The sequence below is a fragment of the Paraburkholderia sp. BR10954 genome (assembly GCF_040965775.1).
Classification (GTDB): domain Bacteria; phylum Pseudomonadota; class Gammaproteobacteria; order Burkholderiales; family Burkholderiaceae; genus Paraburkholderia; species Paraburkholderia youngii.
In genome coordinates this window covers 21,144-27,595 of the sequence record NZ_JBFRCK010000050.1, presented here as the reverse complement: position 1 = coordinate 27,595, position 6,452 = coordinate 21,144, and the positions used below count along the sequence as shown (strand labels likewise).

Annotated in this window: 6 protein-coding genes and 1 pseudogene; 2 read left to right on the top strand and 5 right to left on the bottom strand. The window is 55.3% G+C overall.

Translation table 11 applies throughout. From position 1 onward, the window contains the following. The 4 genes and pseudogenes from AB4Y34_RS37150 to AB4Y34_RS37135 form a co-directional block, all read right to left on the bottom strand. Window positions 1-136: transposase (locus AB4Y34_RS37150; RefSeq protein WP_368718846.1), on the bottom strand; the 136-nt coding region annotated here is incomplete at its 3' end. A gap of 650 nt (window positions 137-786) precedes the next feature. Further along, on the bottom strand, window positions 787-1,641 hold the full coding sequence (locus tag AB4Y34_RS37145; RefSeq protein WP_368718845.1) for a hypothetical protein: 855 nt from the start codon (window positions 1,639-1,641) through the stop codon (window positions 787-789). Window positions 1,642-2,578: 937 nt separating this feature from the next. Further along, window positions 2,579-2,765, bottom strand: a pseudogene (locus AB4Y34_RS37140) (IS3 family transposase); the annotation flags it as partial. Then, entirely contained in the window at window positions 2,758-3,147 is a 390-nt protein-coding gene (locus tag AB4Y34_RS37135) for a transposase (protein WP_368718844.1), read from the bottom strand. The gene AB4Y34_RS37135 and the pseudogene AB4Y34_RS37140, both read right to left, overlap by 8 nt. Before the next feature lie 449 nt (window positions 3,148-3,596). Here AB4Y34_RS37135 and AB4Y34_RS37130 point away from each other — a divergent pair, with 449 nt between their 5' ends. Together AB4Y34_RS37130 and AB4Y34_RS37125 are read left to right on the top strand one after the other, a co-directional pair. After that, window positions 3,597-4,118, top strand: coding sequence for a hypothetical protein (locus tag AB4Y34_RS37130; RefSeq protein ID WP_176370062.1), 522 nt, complete (start codon window positions 3,597-3,599; stop codon window positions 4,116-4,118). 134 nt (window positions 4,119-4,252) lie between these two features. After that, window positions 4,253-5,143, top strand: a complete 891-nt coding sequence (locus tag AB4Y34_RS37125) for a hypothetical protein (RefSeq protein WP_176370063.1) — start codon at window positions 4,253-4,255, stop codon at window positions 5,141-5,143. 85 nt (window positions 5,144-5,228) lie between these two features. Here the strand turns inward: AB4Y34_RS37125 and AB4Y34_RS37120 are convergent, their stop codons facing one another. Continuing rightward, complete coding sequence (locus AB4Y34_RS37120) at window positions 5,229-6,182, bottom strand: IS5 family transposase (RefSeq protein ID WP_368718843.1); 954 nt, start codon at window positions 6,180-6,182, stop codon at window positions 5,229-5,231. Between the last annotated feature and the right edge of the window lie 270 nt (window positions 6,183-6,452).

Genomic DNA, 6,452 nt, shown 5'->3' with positions numbered 1-6,452 from the left:
ATGCATCAAACATGTCGCGCAGTTCGTATTTGCGCTGGGGCGCGTCAACGTCCATCAGCGTCAGATACGGCGCCGCGAAACTCCATTCCTCATCCGACACATCTGTCGGATACCCTTTGCGGTCGGTCCTTTTCATCCCGCCAGGATACCAGGTCTCAATCGAAGTTCCTAACACGCTCTAGCTGCTTGGCACTTCTCCGTATTCTCCCGTGCTTATGCTCGTCCACTTTCCAGCCCTTAACAAAACGGTGATGGTCGGACGCCCACGCTAAGACAGCAATTGCCAATACGATAAGCACTGTCTGCAAAAGTTGACCTCTCAATTGGTGATCGCGGAGATCATGTGTATCCTCTTTGAACAAAAGTTGTCCGGTATCGAACTGAAGTAAGAGCATTCACATCACACCGGAAATCGACGTGCCCAAGTGGTGTAACTTCTCAACTTCCATCCTCTCTTCTCGAGAATAGAGAGATTGGTCTTTCCTGAGCCCCCAAAAACGTGAGCCGCCAAAAACAAAACTCCTATCGTACTTTGGGTCGCTACGAACATCACATTCACCATACGGTCCAAAGTGGCGTTGCGACGGAGGATAATGCAGCCCCCACCGATGTCACGTGGTAGCAATTCTCCTTTTGTGATCGCGCAGTGACCTTCGGTTTTCGTTTAGTGTGTGGGTAGCAAAAGATCCTGCCAGACAGGGCTGGCCCATAGCAGGAGTTTACGTACAGTCCTCAGCGCCGTTCCTTTGGCTGCATGTTGAACCAGGCAGCCTGCCATGGGGCTTCCTAGCCGTGCCTCTGGCAAAAGCGCGCGGAGCGCACAGCAGCACCCGTTTTCCCAAATGCGCTGAGCCGGTCGATGAGTTCCACAAAACTTGCCAAGCTTGCCGTGCGAAGTTGATAGCACGCGATACGATTGCGCTCACAGATCCACTCGAACATCTTCACGGTATCTTCGTCTATACAGTCGGCAGGGAACATGAGCATGTCCACATCCGGCAACGCGGCGGCCAGCAAACCGGTGCAGTCCACCGTGTCGCTGCCGCGCGCCATCGTTCCACCTGAGGCTTCCACGAGCCACTGGATCGCAGAAAAAGATCCGGGCCGCCCCCCGACATACAGAACGCGCTTGCCCTGCAATGCCGCGAGCGGATGGGCCTCCCGACCTGATAAGTAGGATGAAGGATTATGCAAAACCCGCTCCATCGCACTTGCTTCCGCTTGCAACGCTCTATTCAGTACATCCATTTTGCTCAGTTGTATTCGCATTGCACGTGTGCTTTCACGTTCGGCCGCAGCGCGCTTCTCCGCGCTGTCTCTATAAATCTTATGAAGGGCGATCAGATCGTCACTTTCAGTGAGTGCCTCGCGCAGCTTGAGGATTTCCCTACGCAATTCCAATTGAGTCGCCAGTTGCTCGTTCCGGCACGCAGCGAACCGTTGTTTCTCTATTACTGCATCGCGCTCTGAACTAGCGACCGGGTGTGCGGCGTCCGTAGGAATTCCTCCACAAACGGAATCCGGCGCTGCCTGTAAGCAGGCGAATGCGGACCGGTTCATATGCATCGCTGTTTCGTGATGGGCTTTCATTGCGACGCCGATCAGCGGATTATCGGCAGCGGTGTCGGCATTTTTTGACAAAGCGAGAACTCCGTCGAAATTCTATTGGTGCATAACAGGCGGCTTGCATCAGCGCAGCACTTTCTATTGAATCTTGCCGTGTGTTGGCACCGACCCAGCGCTCCGCTATGAGATCGACACCTGTGCGATGGGCTCTAAAGCCCATCGCACGCTGGTGATACGCTTGCGTGAATTTCTGCAATATGTCGCACTTTTCACGCGTGCTCCCGCAGATTTCCGATATTCGGAGTGTGAAAATGCACATCTGGTTTAGCCAGGTTGGTTCGCCTTTACCATTCTGTCAGCTATGTTTTCAACAACGCGATCACTCATCCACAGCGCACTGCATAGCGGTCACATCACTTCTCGGATCGCCGCTCGGTCCGATACAGCTATTTTTTCCGTCGATTCGGCGCACCCGCCATACGAAGGCGAATCCGGAACATTGAACCGACCGCTGGACGCGCGAACGCCTCGTCACGAATGCAATTGAATATAGCGAACGCGCTATCGTGCCGGTTTGATCAGTCTCAAAGCATCAGTAGTTTGCATCGCGTTGCTTCAGCCAAAACTTCCTCAATGCCTTTGTAGTTTCGCTGACTGGCGACGCAGTAGGGTCAGCGAATTGGATGCCATTAAGGGCAAAACCACCACGACTACGGTTGTTCGCGCCCGCGCGCGGCGCCACGCCTTGTGCGCGGCACTGGCCACGATGCCAGCCGCGCTGTAGTTGCAGTAACTAGCCACCGGACTGTCACAACATCTCACTCGGTTGTTCCGCTGGCAGCGTTTTGCGGTCATCACAAGACCGTGTCGATTATCATTCACCGTTCGCCTTGCTCGCTCCCGGAGCCTGATTTCTCCGGGGGTTATTCTTGGAGTGGCTCCTGTAATTCAGCACACGTGGGCACCGTTAGGTTGATGACGCCGCAGCATGCCTGAACTCGCGACGCGAGGGCTATTTCACGGCTTTGTGCGGCGCCTCTTTGTAGCGTTCAAACGCGATAGCCAGACGCGAGAGCGCCGGCTGCGCGTCAGGCGTGTCCAACGAAGCGACGTAGTCGTGCTTCATAACCTTCACGAACGATTCGGTCATGCCATTTGCTCTGCGGCGACCGCAGAAGGGTGGACAACGGCTCAAGACCCTGTTGGCGAGCGAGGCTGCGCGTGCGGTGGTCGATATTGGCCAAGCCATTGACCGACAGCCATTCGACGGCTGCATAGCCTGTGTTGTGCCGAGGCGCTGCTCGACGGCGACCAGCTCAGATGCGGGGCACAAGCTTCACCCGCACTCTCCGCCGCCAGACTTCCTTCCTGGCATTGCTTGCGGCAGCCGAACAACTGATTGTCGTTGACGCCGTGCCGATGAACCACGGCCGACACCGAAGCTCCCAGTTCCAGCGTTTCCCGCACATGGCGATTTCTTCCTGCCCCGCGCGCTGATTGCGGCGCTCTGCGCTCGGTCAAAATTTCAATGCTTTCCACGTAATGATTAGATTTTACTGATGGGCACAAGACAATCCCCATTTAAAGAGTCCTTGCGTCCTCAGGCACGTAGGCGCCGCTCCCATTTCCTAAGGACTCAATCCCCAACAAATCCGGGCGAAAAGAAAAACAGACGTCACTCTAGTCGATTAACCGAACAAGGCTTAACACGTTGCGCCATGTGCGACACTCATTGAACAAAAACCGTCGACTGAGGAACACAGACCCCGTTTGGCATTTATGCCGCGTCACATCTGCGGCGGACGAGCTTCCCGCGAAATTGCGTGTGGAGAGAGGGAACCGATCTATCGACCCGCGCAATCCGCGTCGGACGGCTCCCCAAATAGACGTCAATCACGCACTGAATGTCCTCTCCACACATTCTAACAGCATTAAGAAGTGGGACTTTGTGCGACTAGGGAAGGCAATTCCCCTATTTTGGTGAAGTTCCGTTGGGTAACCTGCACTCGTTGGACAAGAGGAGAAATCCCGTGTGGTCAATCAATCATCACCCGATCAATGACGCAGACCCCGCCGCGATACGAGCGGAGGAAGGTTTCATTCACTCCATCGGAGGCGCGGGCCTGTTCGCAGAGAAATCTCGCGAACCGTGTATCCGATTTTGCGAGCGCAATCGCGACCGCGTGTTAAGTTGTCTGCCGAACTCGTTGGCTGACGTGGTGCGTCCAACCAGCTTTGGCATGATGCTTGATCTGGTGAAATCTCATGGTGGGTGTCGACTTTACCTACCAACGCGCCACGAAAAGTTCCTTCACCGAACCGGCCTGTACGTGCCCGAACCAATATACATCCGGTGGCGCGATATTGCCGACGTGAACGGCCAGATCGATATCCCCAGCGTTTGGGGACTGCTCCAGGCACTTAGGCGTGCCGCTATCCGAACGGCGCTCGCTCGCGGTTGGTCTCCAGACGCGTTGCACTCAACATTTGGCATATCCCGTCGTCAAATCAAGGCTTATCTTCTCGACGAACACGAGACGGCACCGTCCTAGTTTCTCTCAGGCGGGCGATGTATTTCGCCGATGTGGCACCCGTAGGCCCACTGCGATGAGCCGTGGATTTTCTTTACCGTCGCACTAACGAACAGACCGTTAATACCCGTAGTTACGCACAGGAGTATCCCATCATGCCTTCGGCAATTCCCTACGATCCCGCGCTTGCGCTCGGAAATCTCGTCAGTATAGAGCGCCTGCATTTGCTCGAGCAGGTTGCGGCTGCTTGTGCGCCTGCCGATGCCGCAGAAGACACTCTCAATTCCCTAATTTCCGCCAAGCGCTCTCTTGACATGACGTCTCAGGAACTGGCCGGGATGGGTATCGACACCTCTCATGTCGATGCCGAGTCCGTAGCGGTAGGCAAGGATCTCGCCGCCGCAGCGCAGGAGTTTGCAAAAGCCAAAGTTGCCGCGATCAAGTCAGTCCAGCCGTTCAAGAAAAAAATGCCCGGTAGCAGCGACTCGGCGGAGAGTCCGGTCGACTTCGATCGCTCGCAGATCAAGCAGATACCACTGTCAGCTGACAGTCTCAAGATGAACGTTCAGTTCTTTTCCAACGATGCAAGCGATTTCCGATCAGGGACACATGCGTCCATAATTGGCTCATTCGTCAGCGGTCAGGTCGGCATTTTCGGAGATGAGTTCGCGACACAGACCTCCAGCGCTGCCACGAGCCAGGTTAACAGTCAACTCCAGAACCACGACATCGCCGGTACGCTCGTCATCAGCGTGACATGTTCGCATAAGAATGCCGTACTGCTGGCACCGTTCATTCTAGATGTGGACAAAGGCATCGGTGCGTTCAATTCCTCTTTCCCTGATGCGATGATTAAGACTGACTCGATCACCTCAATGCAAAAGATTGCAGCCCAGTCCGACACGAAGGACGAAAAGGCGCTAACCATTCTATCCGGCGCGACGTTGGGTTCGTGCTTTATTGGCATGGTCCACGTGCTAAGGAAGGTCTGCACAACTCGTTTTCAGAGAGTTGGCCGTTTGCCACTTGCGTCGTATCAGCCATGAGAGTCTGCTGGCAGGTTGGTCGTCTGGCTTTTGAAGCGTGACGACCACTGTTTGGCGAGATTCGCGGCCTGAATCTGCGAGCGTTTCAAGCGTTCCACAAAGCCTTGCGTGCCATCCACAGGTTGCCCAGAGCAAATAGTGTCGTGATCTGGGCGGTGTTCTTCATCAACCCTCGGTACCGGGTCTTTGTATAGCCAAACTGCTGTTTGAGGACGCGGAACAGATGTTCAACCTTGGCGCGGATGCCGGCCTTCAGGCGTTCAATCTGATCGAATATCGCGTCCAGCCGATCGGTTAGGTCCAGTTGTCTGCGCCTGCCGGGTCGCATCGCGACATGCCAGCGAACCGCGCTTACCTGGCAGCGCTTTTCGATACCCTGATATCCGGCGTCAGCGTACACATCCATTTCCTGGCCGTGCAACAGCGCTTCGGCCGCATTGATGTCATGAACGTTGGCGGCTGTGCCGATGACCGTGTGGACCGGGCCCGACTCTGCGTCCACGCCGACGTGCGCTTTCATCCCGAAGTACCATTGATTTCCCTTCTTCGTCTGGTGCATTTCCGGCTCCCGTGTACCAGAGCCGTTCTTCGTCGAAGTGGGTGCGGAAATCAAGGTAGCGTCGACCGCCGACCCCACCTTCAGCATCAAGCCTTTCTCGCTCAGGATCTCATTGACCAGCGTGAGCATCTGCGCAGCCAGGCCGTGCGTTTCGAGAAGGTGACGGAACCGGAGAATCGTGCTCTCGTCCGGCAAACGCGTCATACCCTCGTCCAGCCCAGCAAATTCACGATACAGCGGCACGTCATAAAGCGCCTCTTCCATCGCCGGGTCTGACAGACCAAACCACTGCTGCATGAAGTGGATCTGCAGCATCGTCGCAATAGGAAACGGCGGCCTTCCAGTCTTACCCCTTGGATAGTGCGGTTCGATCAACGCAATCAACCTCGACCATGGCACAACGCGCCTCATCTCATCGAGAAATTCCCGCTTGCGCGTGCGTTTCGTTGAAAGATCCAGACCAAGACCAAGCTGTGTCATCGAGGTACCCCTTAAACCTGCATTCTCCCAGGATAGTCCACCGAGACGTCAACGCCAGGACTTTTGCAGACCTTCCGTAGATGACCTCTTTCCAGCCAATCACACATTGTGACAAATCGAACTGCGGCTGAACGCAGCGCTCGAACCGATCAGAGCTTCTTCCATTCGATTTGCAGCAAGCACACTCTTGAGACAACCTGCCACTACGTTTTGCCACATCGGTCGCATTGTTAGCCACATCTGGCGACACCTGACGGGTCGTCGCAGACA

What these genes read in the sequence shown, in the direction of transcription:
- AB4Y34_RS37135 (WP_368718844.1), bottom strand. Translation starts at nt 3,147, where the DNA reads ATGGGGATTGTCTTGTGCCCATCAGTAAAATCTAATCATTACGTGGAA.
- AB4Y34_RS37125 (WP_176370063.1), top strand. Translation starts at nt 4,253, where the DNA reads ATGCCTTCGGCAATTCCCTACGATCCCGCGCTTGCGCTCGGAAATCTC.
- AB4Y34_RS37120 (WP_368718843.1), bottom strand. Translation starts at nt 6,182, where the DNA reads ATGACACAGCTTGGTCTTGGTCTGGATCTTTCAACGAAACGCACGCGC.